Origin of the sequence: Microbacterium sp. Root553 (assembly GCF_001426995.1) — a bacterium.
In the GTDB taxonomy this organism is placed as follows: Bacteria; Actinomycetota; Actinomycetes; order Actinomycetales; family Microbacteriaceae; genus Microbacterium.
Genome location: NZ_LMFY01000001.1, coordinates 985,882 through 1,002,527 on the forward strand (window position 1 = coordinate 985,882; position 16,646 = coordinate 1,002,527).

At 69.7% G+C, this 16,646-nt stretch carries 18 protein-coding genes; 12 read left to right on the top strand and 6 right to left on the bottom strand.

All coding sequences use genetic code 11. From position 1 onward, the window contains the following. Positions 1-43 precede the first annotated feature (43 nt). From ASD43_RS04430 to ASD43_RS04440, 3 genes are all read right to left on the bottom strand, one after another. Positions 44-1,060 (bottom strand): ABC transporter permease, encoded by a 1,017-nt coding sequence (locus tag ASD43_RS04430; protein ID WP_056419079.1) that lies wholly within the window; start codon positions 1,058-1,060, stop codon positions 44-46. Beyond that, complete coding sequence (locus tag ASD43_RS04435; protein ID WP_056414112.1) at positions 1,060-2,364, bottom strand: quaternary amine ABC transporter ATP-binding protein; 1,305 nt, start codon at positions 2,362-2,364, stop codon at positions 1,060-1,062. The genes ASD43_RS04430 and ASD43_RS04435 overlap by 1 nt, the downstream gene beginning before the upstream one ends. 355 nt (positions 2,365-2,719) lie before the next feature. Then, the gene (locus ASD43_RS04440; RefSeq protein ID WP_056414115.1) at positions 2,720-3,922 is read right to left on the bottom strand and encodes a class I SAM-dependent methyltransferase; all 1,203 of its coding nucleotides are present in this window, start codon (positions 3,920-3,922) and stop codon (positions 2,720-2,722) included. Between the two features lie 61 nt (positions 3,923-3,983). On the opposite strand from ASD43_RS04440, the gene ASD43_RS04445 reads away from it, so the two are divergent. From ASD43_RS04445 to ASD43_RS04475, 7 genes are all read left to right on the top strand, one after another. Continuing rightward, positions 3,984-4,712, top strand: a complete 729-nt coding sequence (locus tag ASD43_RS04445; protein ID WP_056414117.1) for a TetR/AcrR family transcriptional regulator — start codon at positions 3,984-3,986, stop codon at positions 4,710-4,712. Beyond that, positions 4,709-5,776: an ABC transporter ATP-binding protein gene (locus ASD43_RS04450; protein WP_056414120.1), complete on the top strand. Its 1,068-nt coding sequence runs from the start codon at positions 4,709-4,711 to the stop codon at positions 5,774-5,776. Before ASD43_RS04445 ends, ASD43_RS04450 begins: the two co-directional genes overlap by 4 nt. After that, positions 5,773-6,573, top strand: coding sequence for an ABC transporter permease subunit (locus ASD43_RS04455; RefSeq protein WP_056414123.1), 801 nt, complete (start codon positions 5,773-5,775; stop codon positions 6,571-6,573). The genes ASD43_RS04450 and ASD43_RS04455 overlap by 4 nt, the downstream gene beginning before the upstream one ends. A 557-nt stretch (positions 6,574-7,130) precedes the next feature. Beyond that, positions 7,131-7,538 carry a GntR family transcriptional regulator gene (locus tag ASD43_RS04460; RefSeq protein ID WP_056414125.1) on the top strand — a complete coding sequence of 136 codons (408 nt, stop codon included), beginning with the start codon at positions 7,131-7,133 and terminating at the stop codon, positions 7,536-7,538. Beyond that, the gene (locus ASD43_RS04465) at positions 7,535-8,446 is read left to right on the top strand and encodes an ABC transporter ATP-binding protein (protein WP_056414127.1); all 912 of its coding nucleotides are present in this window, start codon (positions 7,535-7,537) and stop codon (positions 8,444-8,446) included. The genes ASD43_RS04460 and ASD43_RS04465 overlap by 4 nt, the downstream gene beginning before the upstream one ends. Next, positions 8,446-9,132, top strand: a complete 687-nt coding sequence (locus tag ASD43_RS04470) for a hypothetical protein (protein ID WP_056414130.1) — start codon at positions 8,446-8,448, stop codon at positions 9,130-9,132. The genes ASD43_RS04465 and ASD43_RS04470 overlap by 1 nt, the downstream gene beginning before the upstream one ends. 179 nt (positions 9,133-9,311) lie before the next feature. Further along, complete coding sequence (locus tag ASD43_RS04475; RefSeq protein WP_056414131.1) at positions 9,312-10,481, top strand: FUSC family protein; 1,170 nt, start codon at positions 9,312-9,314, stop codon at positions 10,479-10,481. 3 nt (positions 10,482-10,484) lie between these two features. Here ASD43_RS04475 and ASD43_RS04480 read toward each other — a convergent pair whose 3' ends face one another. Continuing rightward, positions 10,485-11,066, bottom strand: coding sequence for a helix-turn-helix domain-containing protein (locus ASD43_RS04480; RefSeq protein ID WP_056414134.1), 582 nt, complete (start codon positions 11,064-11,066; stop codon positions 10,485-10,487). Positions 11,067-11,141: 75 nt separating this feature from the next. On the opposite strand from ASD43_RS04480, the gene ASD43_RS04485 reads away from it, so the two are divergent. Next, positions 11,142-12,533, top strand: a complete 1,392-nt coding sequence (locus ASD43_RS04485) for an MFS transporter (RefSeq protein ID WP_056419081.1) — start codon at positions 11,142-11,144, stop codon at positions 12,531-12,533. A 25-nt stretch (positions 12,534-12,558) separates the two neighbouring features. On the opposite strand, the gene ASD43_RS17625 is transcribed toward ASD43_RS04485, so the two are convergent. Next, on the bottom strand, positions 12,559-12,891 hold the full coding sequence (locus ASD43_RS17625) for an SDR family oxidoreductase (protein WP_327043707.1): 333 nt from the start codon (positions 12,889-12,891) through the stop codon (positions 12,559-12,561). A 27-nt stretch (positions 12,892-12,918) separates the two neighbouring features. Between ASD43_RS17625 and ASD43_RS04495 the strand changes: the two genes are divergently transcribed. Further along, a complete protein-coding gene (locus ASD43_RS04495) occupies positions 12,919-13,377 on the top strand; it encodes a GyrI-like domain-containing protein (protein WP_056414139.1) in 459 nt (152 codons plus the stop codon). Between the two features lie 67 nt (positions 13,378-13,444). Here the strand turns inward: ASD43_RS04495 and ASD43_RS04500 are convergent, their stop codons facing one another. Further along, positions 13,445-13,663 carry an SCO4848 family membrane protein gene (locus ASD43_RS04500; protein ID WP_045252487.1) on the bottom strand — a complete coding sequence of 73 codons (219 nt, stop codon included), beginning with the start codon at positions 13,661-13,663 and terminating at the stop codon, positions 13,445-13,447. Positions 13,664-13,803: 140 nt separating this feature from the next. Between ASD43_RS04500 and ASD43_RS04505 the strand changes: the two genes are divergently transcribed. From ASD43_RS04505 to ASD43_RS04515, 3 genes are all read left to right on the top strand, one after another. Continuing rightward, complete coding sequence (locus ASD43_RS04505) at positions 13,804-14,427, top strand: RNA polymerase sigma factor (protein ID WP_235564022.1); 624 nt, start codon at positions 13,804-13,806, stop codon at positions 14,425-14,427. Beyond that, positions 14,424-14,906 (top strand): hypothetical protein, encoded by a 483-nt coding sequence (locus ASD43_RS04510; RefSeq protein ID WP_056414145.1) that lies wholly within the window; start codon positions 14,424-14,426, stop codon positions 14,904-14,906. Before ASD43_RS04505 ends, ASD43_RS04510 begins: the two co-directional genes overlap by 4 nt. A 120-nt stretch (positions 14,907-15,026) precedes the next feature. Continuing rightward, a complete protein-coding gene (locus ASD43_RS04515; protein WP_056414147.1) occupies positions 15,027-16,595 on the top strand; it encodes a S8 family peptidase in 1,569 nt (522 codons plus the stop codon). Positions 16,596-16,646: the final 51 nt, after the last annotated feature.

Genomic DNA, 16,646 nt, shown 5'->3' on the forward strand with positions numbered 1-16,646 from the left:
GCTGTGTACTGCGGTGGTGCTGTTCTCTTGTGGGAGGGATGAGTCAGTGCACGCCGCCGCCGACGGCGGTGCGGCGCGGAGAGGCCTTCTCGCGCTCGGCCGCATCGGCGGCATTCTTCGAGTCGGCCGCCTCGGCCGACTCGGATGCGGTCGACGACGCCTCAGTGGTGGCCGCCTCGAGGCGCTGGGTCGTCCGACGACGCGCGAGCAGGCCGAGCAGCGACGAGCGGTTGCTGCCGAGGTCGCCCAGCGCCGCGGTGACGCGGTCGAGGAACACGGCGATGAGCACGACGCCCAGACCCGCCTCGACGCCCTTGGCGATGTTGATGGTCGAGATCGCCTCGACGACGATCTTTCCGAGGCCGTCCGCGCCCGCCATTCCGGCGATGACCGCCATCGACAGCGCGAGCATGATGACCTGGTTGACGCCGGCGAGGATCGTCGGCATCGCGAGCGGAAGCTGGATGCCGCGCAGGATTTGCCCCGGCTTGGCGCCGAACGCCTGCCCTGCCTCGACGGTCTCGGAGTCGACTCCGCGGATGCCGAGCTCGGTGAGGCGCACGCCCGGGGGCAGCGCGAAGATCACGGTCGCGACGAGTCCGGGGACGACGCCGATGCTGAAGAACACGATCGCCGGGATCAGGTAGACGAAGGCCGGCATGGTCTGCATGAAGTCGAGCACGGGCTTGAGCACCGCGCGCACGGTGGCGTTGCGGGCCGACCAGATGCCGAGCGGCACGGCGATCAGCACCGCGATCACCGCGGCGACGAGCACGAGGGCGAGCGTCTGCATCGCCGGAACCCAGAGGTTCATGGCCACGATCAGCCCGAACGAGACGATCGTCCCGATCGCGAGCTGCCAGGAGCGCACGAGCCACGCGATGAACGCGGCGATCAGGATGATGACGATGAAGTGCGGGCTGAGCAGCGCGCGGGTGAGGCCGTCGACGAGGAAGCTGACCACGAACGAGATGACGTCGAGCAGACCGTCGAGGTTCGTCTTGATCCAGTCGACGCCCGTCGCGACCCAGCTGCCGAGGGGAATGCGGAAACCATCCATCAGCGCACCTCCTCCGTCGTAGCTGCGGCCGGCTGCGGGTCGGCCGTCCATCCGTCATCGAGCACCGCGTCGATCTCCGCCTGCGGCATCGGAAGAAGCGGCACCGTGATCTCGCCGGTCGCACCGGGGCCGGGGCCCAGCGCTGCGAGCAGGGTGATGCGCGGGATCACGCCGGTCAGTCGTCCGGCGGCATCCACCACGGCCAGCGGCAGGGGCGACTCCACCGACGGCACGAAGAGATTCATCAGGACCTCGTCCTCGCTCACGCTCTGCGGCACCGGCTTGATGATCGATTCGAGGGTCGACACGCCCTTGCGCACGAGCTTGACGGCATCCCGATCGGTGACGATGCCGAGCAGCTTGCGGTCCCGACCGGTGACGTAGGTCGCCGACATGAACGCGTCGCGCATCTGGCGCAGCGCGGTGCGCGGGCCCGCCGTCTCGGCGACGACCGGGCGTGGACGCTCCATGACGTTCGCGGCGGTGAGCACGCGGGCACGGTCGACGTCCTGCACGAACTGCTCGACGTAGTCGTTCGCCGGGTCGGTGAGGATGTCTTCCGGCGTTCCGATCTGCACGATGCGACCGTCGCGCATCACGGCGATGCGGTCACCGAGGAACATGGCCTCGTTGAGGTCGTGGGTGATGAAGACGATCGTCTTCTGCAGCTTCTCCTGCAGTTCGAGCAGCTGCTCCTGCATCTCGCGCCGGATCAGCGGGTCGAGCGCGCTGAACGCCTCGTCCATGAGCAGGATGTCGGAGTCGGCGGCGAGCGCGCGGGCGATGCCCACCCGCTGCTGCATGCCGCCGGACAGCTCGGAGGGCAGCTTCTCGGCCTGACCCTCGAGACCGACGAGGGCGAGGATCTCTTCGGCCTTCTTCAGGCGCTCGTCCTTGCCGATGCCCTTGAGCTCGAGGGGGTAGGCGACGTTCGCGGCGACCGTGCGATGCGGCAGCAGCGCGAAATGCTGGAACACCATCGAGATGCGGTCGCGGCGGATCTCGCGCAGGCGGCCCGCCGGGATGCCGGTGATCGGATCGCCGTTCACGACGACGGATCCGTCGGTCGCCTCGTGCAGCCCGTTGAGCATGCGGATGATGGTGGACTTGCCGGAGCCGGAGAGGCCCATGATCACGAAGATCTCGCCGCGGTTGACGGTGAAGCTGGCGTCGATGACGGCGGCTGTCCCTGCGTCGCCGACGGCGGATCTGCTCTCACCGGCCTTGAGTCGACGGACGGCACTGCTCGGATTCTTCCCGAACACCTTGTACAGATTGCGCGCTTCTAGAGCGATTTCGGACACGTTTCCCCTGCGGCTCGCCTTCGGGCGGCTGAGCCTGCTTCGGTTACGCCCGGGTGATCCTCCCGGCCGTTTCGACGTGGTGCTGTGGCGGCGCGGACGGCGGATTTCGGATCCACCGCGATAGAGCATCGACCGTACGTCCACGCCTCTTCGCAGCACAGCACATTCGAAAGAAGGACGTGGTCGCGGACTGGTCTTCGGGCCGTCAGGCCCATCGACCAACGTAACGAAACGGCCGGTCAGGGGCAAATCCGCAATATCTGATGTCGTTCAGTTCCCGCCGCTGACCGGGGGATTGTGCGGGTTTCGGACAGGGCGGCGAGGCGATGCCGCACGGGTGTTTCGAGGCGCGCGGTCAGCGACGGACGCTGCGCGTCACGGTGAATTTCGGCGTGCGCTGGAGCTGCTCGGTGGTGCCGACGAGACGGGTGAGTTCGCCCCGATATCCGAGCGACGAGTTGAAGACCGTGAACAGCTCACCGCCGGGGCGGAGCATGCGCGCGGCGGCCTCGAACAGGCGCGTCGCGGCGCCGGTGTGCACGCTGGTGCCGAGGTGGAACGGCGGGTTGAGGAGGACGACATCGGCACTCGCGTCGGCGATCTGCGATCCGGCGTCGTCGTGCATGACGGCGACGCGGTCGGCGACGCCGTTCGCGGCCGCCGTGGCGCGCGCGGAGGCCACCGCCGCCGCCGACCGGTCGGTGGCGATGACCCGCGCATCCGGGTGTGCGAGGGCGTAGGAGGTGGCGAGCGCCCCTGTTCCGCAGCCGAGATCGACGACGATCGGTGTCGGGCTCGACCCGTCGCCGTTCACAGCGCAGCACGGATTGCCGGGATCGGCGGGTTCCGGGGCGCCTTCACCCGGCGGGGTGGCGTCTGTGCTGAGTTGTGAACCACCGAGGCCGAGCACCTCGAGCAGGAACCGCGTGCCGATGTCGAGCTTCGCGCCCGCGAACGCGCCGCCGTGGGCGACCAAGACCAGTCCCTCATGCTGCGCGGTCACCGGGAACGGCGGCTCGGCGGGAACCGGCCGGGGCTCGGATGCCACGACGAGGCGCGACTTGCGCTCGGCGCGCTGCGCCTGCACGTGCGCGAAGCGGCGTCCGAGCACCTCGTTCTGCGCGATCGTCATGTGCTTCACGCGACCGCCGGCGACGAGCACGACGTCCGGGGCGGCCCACCGCGCGACCGCGTCGGCGATCTCGTCGAGCTCGGCGAGGGCCTTCGGCAGCTGCAGCAGCACGAGCCGCGCCCCGCCCAGCAGTGCGACGTCGAGTTCGTGGCCGGAGAACCCGGCGAGCCCGAGCTCTTCGGCGTTGCGCGCGAGGGCGCGTCGCCCGGTCGCGAGGTCCTGATGAACGCGGATGCCGTCGAGACCGGCGGCGGTCAGCGCGAGCGTGATCGCACCGTAGTCGTCACCGATGACCACGGTCTCCCCTCCGTCGACCCCGAGCGACAGGGCGCGCTCGACGAGCAGCAGATCGGTCGCGTCGTGGGCCTGCAGATTGTCGGCCTCGACATCGGGCCAGCGGCGCAGGCGGCTGTAGGGGAAGTCCACGCCTCCAGACTACGAGCGGCACCCCTTGACGCAGACTGAACAAGTGTTTAGTCTGCTGCACATGCGTTCAGCTTCTGACGACCTCACCGCCCGCGCCCGCATCCGCGACGCCGCGATCGCCGCCTTCGCCCGCGACGGATTCGACGCCACGAGCCTGCGGGCGATCGCCGCGGAGGCCGGGGTCAGCGCCGCGCTGATCGTGCACCATTTCGGCGACAAGAACACCCTCCGCGCCCAGTGCGACGAGTACGTGGTCAGCGTGTTCATCGATGAGGAGCACGACCTCATCGAGGCGCCGACCGGCGACCGCATCCGCGCGGCCCTGCACGATCTCGACCGCTACGGCAGGTACGTCGACTACCTCTCGCGGATGCTCGTCGACGGCTCGCCCGCCGCCGATCGACTGTTCGACAGCTTTCTGGCGAGCACCCGCAGCGTGCTCGCCGAGCAGCGCGACGCAGGGATGCTCGAGCCCATGAGCGACCCCGAGCTGACGACCCTGCTCGTGACTCTGATGGGCCTCGGCCCCGTCGTGATGCGCAGTCAGATCGCGCGCGCACTGGGCACGGATCAGCTGAGTCCCGCGGGGCTGCTGCGGCTGACGCTGCCCACGCTCGAACTGCTCACGCACGGCATCTACTCGACGACCACGCTGCTCGACAGTGCCCGCGACGCCCTCGCGCCATCCGCGGATGCCGCGGACCCCGCAGACGCCTCGGAACCCGCAGACGCCTCGGGCCCCATGACGACCTCGAAACCCGCAGACGCCTCGGAGGGAGACGCATCATGACCGACACCGTCGAGATCGACCGCCTGCACAAGCGCTACGGCAGCCGTGTCGCGCTGCACGAGCTCGGTCTGCACGTGCGACCCGGCACCGTCTTCGGGCTCATCGGCCCGAACGGCGCCGGCAAGACGACCACTCTGCGCACCCTGGTCGATGTCATCCGCCCCTCGTCCGGCACCGTGCGCGTGCTCGGGGAGGATCCGCGTCACGGCGGCGCGGCACTGCGACGTCGCATCGGCTACGTGCCGGGAGAACTGCACCTCGACGGGCGATCGAGCGGACACCGGATGCTGTCGTTCTACGCGCAGGTGTCGGGAACGCGCGACGCCGCGGCCACGCTGCGCACGGGCCGAGACCTCGCGGACCGCCTCGGCGTCGACCTCTCGCGTCCCGTCCGCACGCTGTCGAAGGGCAACAAGCAGAAGGTCGGACTCATCCAGGCCTTCATGCACAGGCCGGAGCTGCTGATCCTCGACGAACCCACCAGTGGCCTCGACCCGCTGGTGCAGCGTGAGTTCCTGCAGATGGTGCGCGAGGCGAGGGATGCGGGCCAGACCGTGCTGCTCAGCTCGCACGTGCTCAGCGAGATCCAGCAGACCGCCGACGAGGTCGCCGTGCTCGCGAACGGCCGAGTGGTCGCCGACGGCGACGTCGCCTCGCTGCGGCTGGGGTCGATCCGCCGGGTGCGCGTCGAGCTTGCGACGACGGATGCCGCGGCAGCCCGCGCCGACTTCGACCGGGTTCCGGGGCTGAGCGGGATCGACGCGACGGATGCCGACGGCATCCTGCAGCTGTCGGGAACGATCGACGGCACCATCGATCCGTTCATCAAGGCGCTCGCCCCGTTCGAGGTGCGAGACCTGACGGTCGAGGAACCCGACCTCGAGGAGTCCGTGCTGCGGCTGTACGGTGACACGGCGGCGAGCGCAGCGTCGGTTCGGACACGCGGCGAGCGCGGCACGGGTGCTGCCGAGCCCGACGCCGCTGCCGCTGCCGAGGCGCGTGTCGAGACCCGTGCCGAGCGCCGGACGAGACGCTCGATGCGCGACGGGGAGGGACGGCGATGAACGGCATCCTGCCGGTGTTCCGGCGCAGCCTGCGCGACTCGTGGCGGAGCCTGCTCGGGTGGACGGTCGGCCTCGCCGCCGTGCTCTTCCTCTACCTTCCGCTCTACCCGAGCCTCGGCGGCAACGGGCAGCTGCAGGACATCATCTCGGCGCTGCCGAAGCAGCTCGTCGAGACCATCGGATATGACCAGATCTCCAGCGGCGCCGGGTACACGCAGAGCACCTTCTACGGACTGATGGGCTTTCTGCTGCTCACGATCGCCGCGGTGCTCTGGGGTTCCGCCGCGATCGCCGGGGCGGAGGAGAGCGGTCGCGCCGAGCTCGACCTCGCGCACGGGATCGGCCGCGGTCAGTACGCGCTCGAGTCGGCGGTCGCCGTGCTCGTCCGTCTGCTCTGGCTCGGGGCGTTCTCGGGGTTCGTCGTCTGGGCACTGAACGACTCCGCCGAACTCGGCCTCGAGGGCTGGCGGATCGTCGGCGCCAGTGCGGCGCTCACCGGGCTCGCGTTCCTCACGGCATCCGCAGCCCTGCTCGCGGGGGCGGCGACCGGGCGCCGGGTCTGGGCGACCGGTGTCGGTGCAGGGATCGCGGTGGTCGGGTACATCCTGCAGGCGCTCGCCAAGCAGTCGACGGATCTCGACGGGCTGAACGCCCTCTCGCCGTACGCATGGGTCTACCGGCAGTCGCCGCTCGCCGATGGCGTCGATCCCGGCGGCCTCGCGCTGACCTGGGGGCTCGCGCTGCTGTTCGTCGCGGCATCGGTCGTCGCGCTGCGCGCCCGCGACCTGCGCGGCTGACGCCCGGGGTGGCGGATGCCGCCGCATCCGCCCCTTTCGCGCACCCGCTCGCCCGCTCGCCCTCCCGCTCGCGCGCGCCCGCTCGCCCTTCCACTCGCCCTCCCGCCACCGTGCGGGGCCGCTTCCGCACCGCCCCACCCAGCGGGGTCACTTCCGCACCGCCCGCCCAGTGGGGCCACTTTCGCACCGCCCCACCCAGCGGGGCCACTTCCGCACCGCCCGCCCAGCGGGGTCACTTTCGCACCGCCCCACCCAGCGGGGCCACTTTCGCACCGGAATCGAGCCTTTCCGATGCGAAAGTGACCCCGCCCGACTTGGGTCGGCAGCAAGGATGCGAAAGTGACCCCGCCCGACTCGGGTCGGCAGCGAGGGATGCGAAAGTGACCCCGCCCGAGTCGGCTGGACTCGGCTCGACTTGGCTCGACCGGCTCGACTCCACTCCACTCCACTCCAGGATGCGGATGCATGCAGAGGCGCGCGCTCGAAAGGGTTGACACGGCCAAGGTTCGGTGGTTACCTAGTCGAGTAACTAACCCACTAACCACCGCGGAGGACTCGTGATCGACGAAGGCAAGCCGCTCTTCCTCCAGATCGCCGAGCAGATCGAGGACTCCATCCTCGACGGCTCACTGGACGAGGAGGCGCAGGCTCCGTCGACCAACGAGCTCGCCGGCTTCTACCGGATCAACCCCGCGACCGCAGCGAAGGGAGTCGCCATGCTCACCGACAAGGGAGTGCTGTACAAGCGCCGCGGCATCGGCATGTTCGTCGCATCCGGGGCCCGAGATCTCGTGCTCGGCGAGCGTCGAGCGGCCTTCGCCGACCGCTTCATCGACCCCCTCCTCTCCGAGGCCCGCACGCTCGGGCTCGGCGCCGAGGACCTCGCCGCCCTCCTCCGCGAGCGCGCGGCACAGACAGTCGCAGATCCCGCCGCACCCCGACCAGAAGGGAAGACCGGAGCATGACCGCCGTCATCGAGGTACAGAACCTCACGAAGCGCTACAAGGACACCCACGCGCTCGACAACATCTCGCTCAGCCTCGAAGGGGGCGCCATCTACGGCCTCCTCGGCCGCAACGGCGCGGGCAAGACGACACTCATGTCGATCCTCACCGCCCAGAACTTCGAGTCCTCCGGCACCGTGCGCGTCTTCGGGGAGCATCCCTACGAGAACTCGCGCGTGCTGAACCGGGTGTGCTTCGTACGCGAGAGCCAGAAGTACCCGGATGACGCCTATCCGCGTCATGCCTTCGCCGCGGCGCGCCTGTTCTTCGAGAACTGGGACCAGGACCTGGCCGACGAGCTGATCGCGGAGTTCCAGCTGCCGATGAAGCAGACGATCAAGAAGCTCTCGCGGGGTCAGCTGTCTGCCGTCGGAGTCATCATCGGACTCGCCTCCCGCGCCGATCTGACCTTCTTCGATGAGCCCTACCTCGGCCTCGACGCCGTGGCTCGGCAGATCTTCTACGACCGGCTGCTCGCGGACTACGCCGAGCATCCGCGCACCATCGTGCTGTCCTCGCACCTGATCGACGAGGTCTCGAACCTCATCGAGAAGGTCATCGTCATCGACAGCGGTCGCATCATCCTCAACGAGGACACGGATGCCGTGCGCGACCGCGCCGTCACCGTGGTCGGCGATGCGGATGCGGTCGACGCCTGGGCCTCCGGCCGCGAGATCCTGCACCGCGAGACCCTCGGACGAGTGGCCTCGGTCACTGTGCTCGGGGCGCTGTCCGCCGCGGAGCGGGCCGAGGTCGCGGCATCCGGCCTCGATCTGACGCCCGTCTCGCTGCAGCAGCTCGTCGTCCGTCTCACACAGAAGGCCGAGGCCGCCGGCAGAGCCTCGACCGCCAAGGAAGGAGCACGCTGATGCGACGCACACTCAACGTCATCCGCCTACAGCTGATCAACCGTCAGACGTTCGTCTGGGTGCCGCTGATCATCCTCGTGTCGGCGACGGTTCTCTCGGTGCTGATCTACGCGATGATCCCCGGCGACGGACCCAAGTACGGCGGGGGCGGGCAGGCCCCGCTCTGGTATTTCTTCGCCATCGGGATCTCGGCGATGACCCTCACCTTCCCGTTCTCCCAGGCCATGAGCATCACCCGCCGCGACTTCTTCGTCGGCACGATGCTCACCGCGATCCTGGGCAGCGCGTTTCTCGCGGCTCTGTTCCTGCTCGGCGGGGGCATCGAGGTCGCGACGAACGGCTACGGCGTCAACGGCTACGTGTTCTACCTGCCATGGCTGTGGGAGGCGGGTCCGCTCGGGGCGTTCGTCGTGTACTTCGCCCTCGCGCTCTTCCTCTTCGTCCTCGGCTTCACCGGGGCCACGATATACAAGAGCTGGGGCCCCACGGTGGTGACGATCGTCGGCGTGGGCCTCTCCCTCGTGCTGGTGGGTCTCGTGTTCCTCGTCACCCGCCTCGAGCTGTGGGTCCAGGTCGGGCTCGCGATCGGCGATCTCGGTGCACTCGGGCTCGCGCTGTGGGGCCTCGCGGCCGTGGTGGTGCTCGGCGCGGTGTCGTTCCTCGCCTTCCGCCGCGCGACCCCCTGACGCCTCAGCACTCTCGACGCCTCAGCACTCTCGACGCCGATCACGCGGCGGCGCCGGCCCTCTTCGGCCGGCGCCGCCGCGCGTGCGCGTACCCGCCCGACGCCGATGGCGCAACCCGTTGGAGCGATGCGCACGCTCCCGACTAGCGTCGCCCTCCGGGAGGCGGACGGGAGGATGCAGTGACCGACATCAGAACGCGATTGCGCGCACGCCGTTCGGGCGCGGGCCGGTCGATCCGCGAAGCGGTGCACCCCGCACGCCTGCTCCTGGTCGCCAAGACGACGCTCGCCGTCGGACTGGCCTGGATGATCGCGCCGCACATGCCCGGCGTCACGGAGCAGTACCCGTACTACGCCCCGCTCGGCGCCCTCGTGAGCATGTACCCCACGCTGATGGGATCGCTGCGCTCGGGACTGCAAACGCTGATCGGCCTCGCGACCGGAATCGGCCTGGCGTTCCTGGTGGTCATGACCGTCGGGCCGAACTGGTGGACGATCCCCGTCGTCGTCGGGCTCGGCGTGCTGGTCTCGGGCACCGGATGGTTCGGCGCGGGCCGGGAGTACGTGCCGATCGCGGCGCTGTTCGTGCTGATCGTGGGCGGGCAGAACGCCGACGACTACTCGCTCGGATACCTCGTGCAGATGGCCGTCGGCGTCGCGATCGGACTCATCGTGAACGTGGTCATCGCCCCCGCTCCCCTCACCCTCGCGGCCTCTGCGAGGGTCGACGAGTTCCGCGCGCAGCTGAGCACCCACCTGCAGGACATCGGTGTGGCCGTGTCGGAGTACTGGCCACCCGAGCGGCAGCAGTGGGCGAGCGACGCGGCATCCCTCGCCGATACCACCGCCGCCCTGCGTACAGCGCTGGCGGAGGCCGACGACAGCCGACGGGGCAATCCCCGGGCCTGGGGCCGCCGCGGCGAGACCCGGCACATCCACGAGGAGCTGACCCGTCTCGACCGGATCGCCCACCTCATCCGCGACATCTCCGACGAGATCGCCGACACCATCTGGGACCGCCCGGGATCCCTCGATCTCGACCCCGCGCTGCCCGAGCCGCTGTCGGCTGCATGCCAGGCCGTGGCCGAGGTGATCGCGCAGCAGGATCCGGTCGACCCCGCAGACCACCGGGCGCGCGGCGAGGCCGCGCGTGCGATCCGGCTGCTGCTCGAGACGGTCGACGACCGCACGATCCGGCAGGGACGCTCCATGGGTCCTGGTGTGCTCGCCGCGATGGACCTTCGGCGCATCCTGATCGTCAGCGGCCACCGGGAGCCCGAGGAGGAGACGCCGGAGACGCCCGAGGAGGAGACGCCGGAGTCCGACAGCGAGCGGTCCGGCCGCGACTGACTGTCAGATGGTGTCGTCGGCGGCGAGGATGTCGATCTGCCAGGGACGCCCGTCGGGATCGTTCGGGTCGTGCGCGTCGACCGCCTCCGTGATGACCTCCTGGACGCGCTCCATCACCGCGTCGAACTCGGACTCGGTCAGCCGCACCATGCGCTGCGAGAACGCCGCGTGAATCTCGGTCGCACGTCCGGAGAGGTACTCGGGGGTCCAGGCGACGACCCGCGCCATCATCTCCTGATGGTCCTCGGCGAGCGAGCGCACCATCGCGGTCCCCAGCGCCTCGTCGGGCACCGGATGCTCGGGGCCGCCGAGATTGATCGACCCTTTGCGGGACTTCCAGACCCGATCGCGGCGATCCCTCGCGTGCTCCGGAGCCTCTTCGATCAGCCCGGCATCGGCGAGGACGCGCAGGTGGAAGCTCGCGCTGTTGGGGGCGACGCCGAGATCATCCGCCACATCGGCCGCGCGGAGGTGCTCGCGGCGGGCGAAGAGGCGGATCATCTGACGGCGCAGCGGGTGCGCGTAGGCCTTGAGCATGGCCGTGGTCATCCAGACCTGGTCTTCTCCGCTCTGCGACTCCGTCATCCCCGCAGTCTATCCGCACGCTAAATTGCGCAATAAGTATTGCGCAATTGTTCTTGCGGAACTATCGTGATGAGCATGACCACCGTGACCGCACCGCATCGCCTGTGGCGCAACACCCGATACCTGACCTGGCTCGTGAGCGACACGAGCAAGGGGCTCGCGGCCGCGCTGTTCTCCTTCGCCATTCCTCTACTCGCCCTGATCGTCACGAACGACCCCGCCCAGGCCGGCATCATCGGCGGTGCCGGCATGGTCGCGCGGCTCCTGCTGACCCTCGTCGGCGGCATCCTCGCCGACCGGCATCCTCGTATCGTCCTGATGCTGATCGGCTCACTCGTCGGCATCCTGTTCGCGGGCGCCTTCACGCTGCTCGCCCTCGCCGATGCGCTCACCTTCGGCACGCTTCTCGCCGCCAACGTGCTGCTCGCCGCCCGTGGCGGCCTGTTCGACGTCGCCGGCGAGAGCGCGATCAAGGAGATCGTCCCCGATGACGCGATGGGCCGGGCCCAAGCGGCGAACCAGGGACGGGATGCCGCGCTGCAGCTCGCCGGCGGCCCGCTCGGCGGCCTTCTGCTGGGCGCCGGCGGATGGCTGGTCGGCGTCGTGATGACCCTCTGCCACGCGGCCGCCGCCCTGACCGCGTGGATGCTGAAGAGAGAGGCCCGCCGCTCCGGGATCGTCGATGCGGGAGCGGATGCCGATCGCGAGGGAGCGGATGCCTCGAGGTCGGTCGCTGCGGCGCCCGCCGTCGATGCGCGCGATGGCCTCGGTTCTCCGACAGAGCTGAGCGCCGAGGTCGCCGTGGTCGCCGCCCCCGCCAAGCCCGACGCGTGGTCCGAGCTGCGCGAGGGATTCCGCTGGCTGCTCTCTCGCCCCGACCTCGGCGGTGTGCTGTTGATCATCACCATCATCAACCTCGGCTTCAACGCCGCCATCACGACCACGATCTACGCACTGCAGCAGGACGGCTACTCCGAGCTGCTCATCGGCTCGCTGAGCGCGGCCGTGGGCGCCGTCATGCTCGTCGGGGCCGTCGTCGCGCCGATGCTGGTGCCGCGCTTCCGGGCGGGAATCATCGCGATCAGCGGGCTCTCGGTCGTCGCCGTCGGCGCGATCGTGCTCTCGATGGTCACCGAGCCCTGGGCGATCGTCGTCGTGCTGGGCGCATCGGTCCTGCTGCTTCCGGCCCTCAACGCGGGGATGATGGGCTACTTCATGGTCGCGACGCCCACCCAGCTGCTCGGGCGCGCGAACAGCGCGGCCGCCGTTCTGGGGATGGGCGCGATGCCGCTCGCGCCCATGATCGCGGGCTTCGGACTCACGTGGATCGGCCGCGAATCGACGATCCTCGTGTGCGCCGCGCTCTGCGTGATCGCCGTCGCACTCGCGCTGGGCAACCGCGCGCTCCGCGGACTTCCCGTCGAGTCGCGCTGGGCCGAGCATGCGAAGCAGTACGAGAACGCCTGAGTCGGCTTCGAAGCCCGCGCCGCCGTCACAGCATCGCCGTGAGCACTCCTCCGTCGGCACGGAGGGCCGCGCCGTTCGTCGCAGATGAGAGCGGGCTCGCCAGGTAGGCGACCAGGCTCGCGATCTCGCTCGGATCGATGAAACGCTGCAGCAGGGTCGTGTGATTCCGGCCGATGATCGCCTCCCTCATCGCGTCCGCGGGGAGCGACCGAGCGTCGTTCACGAGGATGTCCACCTCATCGAGGGTGTCGACGAGCCTCGACACATCGCCGGCATCCGAGAAGTCGGCCGCGAGTCCTGACACCCGGGACCCCGGCCCGTATCGGATGTCGGTGTCGGTGCGTAGGATCGGCGGCACCGACCACCGCTACCCGAGGAGACGACGATGTCAGCCCTGGAGATCACTCAGAACCCTCTTCCCTCCGTCCGTCTTGCGACCCTGACCGAGTCGGTCGGCTCACAGCCCGAGGTCGCCGCGGTCGTCGGACCGCTGTTCGACCGCGTGGCCGACGCGCTTCTGGCATCCGGGGCGACGCCGGGGCTGCCGATCGCCGAGTACGACATGGACCGGCACGGGGTGCGCATCACCGTCGGTTTCACCTACGACGGCCCTCCGATCGACGGCCTCGTGATCGTGGAGCTGCCCGCCGTGGCTACGGCCTTCACCGCCACCCATCACGGGTCCATGGCGACGATCGACGAGAGCTGGGGCGCCGTCAACGCCGCGATCACCGAGCGTGGCGCAGAGGCGGTGGGACCATGCCGAGAGGTCTACCTGCAGTCCGAATCCGAAGACCAGGCCGACTGGATCACCGAGTTGCAGCAGCCGGTCTCGGCGGGCTGAGCATCACCCGGGCATGATCGTCAGAGTGCGCCGGACGGTGGCCCTGCCGCTCGGTCGGGCGTGACCGTCAGAGTGCGCCGGTGAGTGCGGCGACGCCGACGAGCACCGAGACCAGAGCCAGCACCAGGGCGATCGCGATCAGCACGGCGTGCACCTTGAGGAAGGTCGTGGCCTTGCCGTCGGCATCCCGTGCCCGCGGGTCGGTCGCGACGCGCTTGTAGAAGCGGGGCCACACCACCACGTTGAAGGCGGCATTGAGGAACAGGACGACAGCGAGAGCGATCACCCCTCCACGGTATCGCGCGCGGCATACGGCATTGTCCCGGCCTCTCTCCCGACAACCAGACCCAGATCCGGAAAACAACCGAGTCCATGTATCACCGAGCCCTTGCCGCGCTCCTTACTGGTGTGATCACAATGGGACTCATGATCGACGGCGCACCCGATGGCGCCGGCCTCGATCCTGCACCGGACGACGGTGCGGCGCGCTGGAAGCGCGCTGCCGACTTCTTCGAGGCATGGCGGGACGGCGACAGCCGCGCGATGGACGACCTCGTGCGGCTGATGACGCCTGTGCTCTGGCATGTCGTGCGCGCCTACGGGCTCGAGCGCACGCTCGCCGAAGACGTCATCCAGACGACGTGGCTGCAGCTGGTGCGCGGACACCGTTCGATCTCCGATCCGAAGGCCGTCTCCGCCTGGCTCACCACCACCGCCCGGCGGGAGGCCTGGCGCGCGGGCAAGGCGCACAACCGTCTCGACACGACAGAGGCGGATGCTCTCGACGCGCTCCTTCCTGAGCAGCAGTCGGCCGAAGACCATGCGGCGATCGGCGACGAGAGCCGTCGGCTGTGGGCGGCGGTGCAGCGCCTCGCCGAGCGATGCCAGCGACTGCTGCGTGTGATCGCCTTCGAAGAACGCCCCGACTACGCCCGCCTCGCCGCTGACCTGGCGATGCCGGTGGGCAGCATCGGCCCCACGCGACAGCGATGCCTGGCGAAGCTGCGCGACCTGCTCGACACGACCCCACGAACGGAGGGACGCTCATGAGCGAGAACGATGGGAACAACGGCGGCGACAACCACGAGGATGCCGAGCTGTTCGCCCACCTGCGCTCGCTCTGGCGCGGCGTGGACCCGATGCCGGCGAGCCTCATCGATCGCATGATCGCCTCGGTGGCGGCTGAGGGCATCTCGGCGGAGTACGCGCTGCTCACCCTCGTCGACGAGCCGCTCGGCGCGGTGCGCGGAGATGCGGACGCTCTGACCCTGCAGTTCAGCGACGGCACCACGAACATCCTGCTTCATGTCACCGGCACCGCGACCGGCGCGCACCGCGTCGACGGCTGGGTCGACGCGGTCGCCGGGTCGATCGAGCTCGTGCAGGGCGAGCACGTCCGCACCACGACCGCCAGCGAGACCGGACGGTTCGTGTTCGACGAGGTGCCGGACGGCCTGACGCTCGTGCGCCTCTCCACCATGGTCGGCGATGAGGAACGCACGCTGTCGACCCCGCAGTTCGAGCTGTGATCGACCGCGGGTCCGCCCGCACACACCGCGGGCAGGCCCGCACATACGGCAGGGCCGCTCCCGCACCTCGCGGGTCCGCCCGCATAGGAGGCGGGTGCGCCCGCGAGGAGAGGACCGACGATGGAACAGCCCGCGGGATGGACCTGGCAGGACAGAGCGGAAGGATCGATCAGGCGCGGCACGGCGCTCGATCCCTCGATCGAACCGGTGGGCGGGGTCAGAGCGTTCCCGACCGCCTATCTGCAGGATCGACTGCTGATCACGCAGGATCAGGACGACGATCAGGAGGGCTACGACCGGGAGATCAAGGAGCTGCAGGAGGCCGCAGGAACCTTCGGGTGGACCCTCGAGCTCGAACCCGACGACGATGGGGTCGTCCGCGGCCCGCTGGTGCCGGGAGTCCCCGGATTCCTGCGCGCACGGCTGTCCACCCCCGACGAGCCCACCCGTGGCGAGTCGCCGGTCCCTCCTGACGCGTGGCGCGTTCTGCAGCGTGCACGGCGCAGCTCCCGCACATCGATGCCGCGGACGAGCCTCGAGCACGTGCTGTCGATCGACCCGGTGGGGCTCAATCCGTTCAGTCGCACGAATCCCTTCAGCCGCACCAACCCGTTCAGCCGCACCAACCCGGTGCGCGGTGCGGGTGCCGGCGGCAGCGATGACTACCTCGAGCCCGGACGTGGAGCGCGGCAGCCGGTGGCCTGGGTGGGAGCGGCGCCGCAGCGCGCGGCGGCCCCGAAGCGCGGACGCCGCCCCGTCGTGGCCGTGCTCGACACCGGATGCGGTGTGCACGACTGGCTGCCGGATGACGTGGTGACCCGACACATCGAGCTCGACGGTGTTCCGGTCGGCCTCACCGACGACGCCGACCCCGAGCGGTACCCCGACCTGTACGGGCAGCTCGACGGCGAGATCGATGCGGTCGCCGGTCACGGCACGTTCATCGCCGGCATCATCCGTCAGGCGGCACCGGATGCCGACATCCTGTCGATCCGCATGGCGGGGGCGCTCGGCGTCATCGACGAGAGCACGTTCCTCACCACGGTCGCGCAGGTGGTGGAGCTGCTGCGGCGCCACCGTGAGGATCCGAAGACCGGGCATCCGATCGACGTGCTGAATCTGTCGCTCGGGTACTACCACGAGACGCCGGTCGACGGACTGTTCAGCCGCACCCTGCATGCGCTGCTCACCACGGCACGGCAGCTCGGATGCGTGGTCGTGTGCTCGGCCGGCAACGACGCGATCGACCGGCCGTCGTTCCCGGCCTCGCTGTGGTCGTGGCCGGGGGCTGACAACGGCATCCCCCGTGACCGCGATGCTCCGCATGTGTCGGTGGGCGCCCTCAACCCGTCGACCCGCTCGGTCGCCCTGTTCTCGAACGTCGGACCGTGGGTGCAGACGTACGCGCCGGGTGCGGCTGTGGTCAGCACCTCGCCGGCGTTCGTCGGCGGCGAGCAGGCGAGCACGAGGGCAGACGTCGAGGGACTGCGCCGCGAGACGATCGATCCCGACGACTACCGGGGCGGCTTCGCGATCTGGAGCGGCACCTCGTTCTCGGCGCCTTACGTCGCGGGGCGGGTCGCGGCCCAGCTCGGCACTGTCCCGACGCAGGGGGCGACTCCTGCCGCCGCGGCGAAGGCGGTCGCGGCGGTGCTGAAGACGCTTCCGACTCCGGTCGAGCGGGGGTAGGCGCGCTCGGGTGGCTGACGAACGCCCGGGCGGCTGACCGAAGGGGACGGA

What these genes read in the sequence shown, in the direction of transcription:
- ASD43_RS04485 (WP_056419081.1), top strand. Translation starts at nt 11,142, where the DNA reads ATGACCACCGTGACCGCACCGCATCGCCTGTGGCGCAACACCCGATAC.
- ASD43_RS04430 (WP_056419079.1), bottom strand. Translation starts at nt 1,060, where the DNA reads ATGGATGGTTTCCGCATTCCCCTCGGCAGCTGGGTCGCGACGGGCGTC.
- ASD43_RS04480 (WP_056414134.1), bottom strand. Translation starts at nt 11,066, where the DNA reads ATGACGGAGTCGCAGAGCGGAGAAGACCAGGTCTGGATGACCACGGCC.
- ASD43_RS04510 (WP_056414145.1), top strand. Translation starts at nt 14,424, where the DNA reads ATGAGCGAGAACGATGGGAACAACGGCGGCGACAACCACGAGGATGCC.
- ASD43_RS04455 (WP_056414123.1), top strand. Translation starts at nt 5,773, where the DNA reads ATGAACGGCATCCTGCCGGTGTTCCGGCGCAGCCTGCGCGACTCGTGG.
- ASD43_RS04470 (WP_056414130.1), top strand. Translation starts at nt 8,446, where the DNA reads ATGCGACGCACACTCAACGTCATCCGCCTACAGCTGATCAACCGTCAG.
- ASD43_RS04445 (WP_056414117.1), top strand. Translation starts at nt 3,984, where the DNA reads ATGCGTTCAGCTTCTGACGACCTCACCGCCCGCGCCCGCATCCGCGAC.
- ASD43_RS04450 (WP_056414120.1), top strand. Translation starts at nt 4,709, where the DNA reads ATGACCGACACCGTCGAGATCGACCGCCTGCACAAGCGCTACGGCAGC.
- ASD43_RS04495 (WP_056414139.1), top strand. Translation starts at nt 12,919, where the DNA reads ATGTCAGCCCTGGAGATCACTCAGAACCCTCTTCCCTCCGTCCGTCTT.
- ASD43_RS04515 (WP_056414147.1), top strand. Translation starts at nt 15,027, where the DNA reads ATGGAACAGCCCGCGGGATGGACCTGGCAGGACAGAGCGGAAGGATCG.
- ASD43_RS04465 (WP_056414127.1), top strand. Translation starts at nt 7,535, where the DNA reads ATGACCGCCGTCATCGAGGTACAGAACCTCACGAAGCGCTACAAGGAC.
- ASD43_RS04505 (WP_235564022.1), top strand. Translation starts at nt 13,804, where the DNA reads ATGATCGACGGCGCACCCGATGGCGCCGGCCTCGATCCTGCACCGGAC.